This is a genomic window from Streptococcus sp. VTCC 12886 (genome assembly GCF_049893425.1).
GTDB classification, from domain to species: Bacteria; Bacillota; Bacilli; order Lactobacillales; family Streptococcaceae; genus Streptococcus; species Streptococcus suis_AA.
Map to the genome: position 1 here is coordinate 1 of NZ_JBMVJB010000065.1, position 3,121 is coordinate 3,121.

At 39.4% G+C, this 3,121-nt stretch carries 2 protein-coding genes and 4 pseudogenes; all 6 read right to left on the bottom strand.

What is annotated here, in order from left to right:
- Positions 1 to 38 precede the first annotated feature (38 nt).
- Positions 39 to 581, bottom strand: coding sequence for a tyrosine-type recombinase/integrase (locus ACPC57_RS11420; RefSeq protein ID WP_434065997.1), 543 nt, complete (start codon positions 579 to 581; stop codon positions 39 to 41).
- Positions 582 to 609: 28 nt separating this feature from the next.
- Entirely contained in the window at positions 610 to 906 is a 297-nt protein-coding gene (locus tag ACPC57_RS11425; RefSeq protein WP_434065998.1) for a DUF4298 domain-containing protein, read from the bottom strand.
- A 90-nt stretch (positions 907 to 996) separates the two neighbouring features.
- Positions 997 to 1,451: pseudogene (locus ACPC57_RS11430) on the bottom strand (transposase); the annotation flags it as partial.
- Positions 1,452 to 1,976: 525 nt separating this feature from the next.
- A pseudogene (locus ACPC57_RS11435) lies at positions 1,977 to 2,732 on the bottom strand (ABC transporter permease).
- Positions 2,729 to 2,833 (bottom strand): annotated as a pseudogene (locus ACPC57_RS11440) (spermidine/putrescine ABC transporter ATP-binding protein); the annotation flags it as partial. The pseudogenes ACPC57_RS11440 and ACPC57_RS11435, both read right to left, overlap by 4 nt.
- 131 nt (positions 2,834 to 2,964) lie before the next feature.
- Positions 2,965 to 3,121, bottom strand: a pseudogene (locus ACPC57_RS11445) (IS6 family transposase); the annotation flags it as partial.

Consider the following 3,121-nt stretch of genomic DNA (forward strand, 5'->3'; position numbering starts at 1 on the left):
TAGTCGTTTTTGGACGACTACTAAGTTCTAAACATTCATTACCCAAAATCAATTTGGTCTAACATCGTTTCTCGACTAGCTTGATCTAATCCAAGATACGTTAAGGTCATGGCTTCACTTGAATAGTTTAATAAATGCATCACTAAGCCAATATTATAGTTTGACTGGGTATAGACCCGATAAGCGCCTGTTTTACGCATGGTATGCGTTCCTAGATAGTTAATTCCTAAAAGATCACCAACTCGTGCCATAATCTTATAAAACTGTTTCTCGGTAATAGGACGATCAGGACGAGAAGTTGAAGGAAATAACCACTCTGAATTCATGTTTTGTTGGATTAGCCATGCATGATAAAGCATTAAATCTTGTTGGACAGGTTTTAAATATAACGTATTTCCATTACCTGTTCTTTGATCATGAATAAATGCAGTTTGTTTGACTGTTCCATCAAGATTAAAGACATCTGTTTTCTTTAATTTCATGACATCACTTACTCTAAACAAGGTCGCTTTCCCAACTTGGAAAATTGTATAGTTGCGACGACCAGCACGAAAACTATCAAGTAGTGTATCCTGCACCATTTTTAAGATATTTGAATCTTTGATATTTTTAAAAATTTTTGTACATTTTTGAAGTTAGGTCAAGCAATGCTCCAAGAAGTTCATTATGTTCACCAATCATATCATATAATTGGTCTTCTGATAAAACACCGCATTTTACTGGGATTTTTTCAATTTCCATATATTCAAACCATTTTTCGCTACCATAAAAATTGTTTAATTCAATATAGTTATTGTAAATTGAGTTAAATTTCTCAACACTATCAATTAAATTAGTTAAGGCTGGCATAAAATTGTCATATTTGTTTTCCATTTGTTGAATCAGCTCTATATCTTTGTTATCCATTTGAGAATCCTCTCTTTTTTAGCAATTATCTCATAAAGCAATTTTTAATGCAATCATTAGTATTTAATAAAGACCCGAATTGCTAGTTGATTATTTAGCCATGACTTGATACCCGATAGAATATCTTAAAGTCTCTGGTTCCAGTGATTTAGCTGATTTTAACAGTAAAGAATACGCTAAAAGTATCATCTCTAATTTCAATTGAAAACCTTGGAACCTTGGGGCGAACGACTTTTATAACGCTCAGCTCCTAGATTTGTCAAAAAAGAAAAAACTCGCTCAATCACTTTTCTACGTTTTGAAAAATTAGGGAAAAGGATTTTCTTTTGCTTCATGTTCTTCCTGACAAGTGTAATTAGATCAATTCCTTTTAATTCCAGGCTATCATGCAGTGACTGACCTAGATATCCCATATCTCCAAGGACTGTTGGTGTCCCAAATTGACTCAACACTTCCTCGGTCATTGAACTATCAGCCATTGAAGCAGGGGTAATTGTGTAGTCTATGACATAGCCCGATTCACTGACTAAAGCATGACATTTACATCGGTTCTGTTGCAAAGTTTTCCAAAAATAACTCACGGGCTGCGGCACATGACTACTCAACAGATTATCCAAAAATGGCAAAATCAGAATGGCCAGTCCCAAGTACAAGGTCAGCATATTCGCCAACGTATGACTCTCATGACGCCACTTGATCCACGCATTCCATAAGAGCAAGAAAGCTTGTAAGGTAAAAATCAGCCCAATCAACAGGATCAGCAACACAAACAACGTTCCACTGATAATGATCAACCAGTGGATATTGCTACCTAAAATTGTAATCGCCAGCATGGTTAAAAACGAATAGAAAAATAGCGAAAACCAAATACCGTTACCTAGGCGAACCTTATCGCGATGATAACACCAACCAAAAATGGTTCCAAATATAAGTGGTACTAACCAGCCCCAGTAAAACATTTCTGGAACTGGAACCCAAACCGCTGCGTCATTCACATCAATACCCCCGCATTAAGTTTTATTTCAGCTTCCATCATAGAGGACTCCCCGCGGGACTGCAATCAGGAGTCATTACTTCAACTGTTTTTGTTCATTATAGAAATTATGGTAAGTTAAATAGCACGCAATGATTGACCCCAAACTAGTCGCTGATAAGAGCATGAACGTGACCATAATTTGATACTTAATGGCCCGTACTGGATCGACCCCTGCAAAGACCAAACCGGACATCATCCCTGGCAGATTGACTAGACCCACAGTCTTTGCCGAATCAATGGTTGGTGACATCCCCGTACGAATCGCTTCACGCACGATGGCAATCGAAGCATCAAGTAGACCAGCCCCTCACGCCAACCGTTCAAGCACACCTTGCCGCTGGTCAGGAAACTGACTATTGAGGCTGCGATAAGCCAGCCCAATTGCGACCATTGAATTCGACGCAATCATACCAGAAATGGGAATCATTTGCGATGGCACAAACTTAATCGCACCAGATAGCACGAGAACGCCGAGTGTTACCCCCGTACTAACAAAAATGGCTAATAACGAAATGGCTAATGCATGGTCAATCCCCGGACCCCGTTTTTTCGCATTCCAAGCCGCATTGAAGATAATGAAGCCCATCATCGCCGGCGTTAGCCAAAAATTGTTGACTCGGAAAATATACTTTAGCAAGTAACCCACGATAAATAGTTGTACAACAGCCCGCACGACACCAATGACGATGTCCCTATCCAAGCCAAGTTTCTGCCACAAACTAATTCCTAACGCGACGAGCACTAACATTGCCGCCAAAAATAGCGACGTATTATTAACTACTAAATTCATCCGTGTACCTCCAATCTGCCAGCAACCACTTTCGCTAATTGATCTGCCGCAGCAATCTCTGTCGCATCATGAGTAATCATGATCGTCGTCACGTGATCCTGTGTCTTTCCACATGCTATTATGGAGGTTAACACAGTTCACAGAAAAACGAGGTCAAAATCAAACTTATGCCACAATCGGTTCTGATGCGAAGTTTGAAAATCAAACGCGCCCTCTCTGAACTCCAAATATCTTAGCCTGTTATTCCCATTAATATCTTGATTTCAGTAGACACCGAAAAGCCGAAGAGCGTTCCATTTCTTCGGTTCTTTCTATATATTCCTCGAAGGGTCTCCATGCCCTTAATCGTGGAAGAGGCTGTACGGAGACTTTGATAAAATTTATTCCGT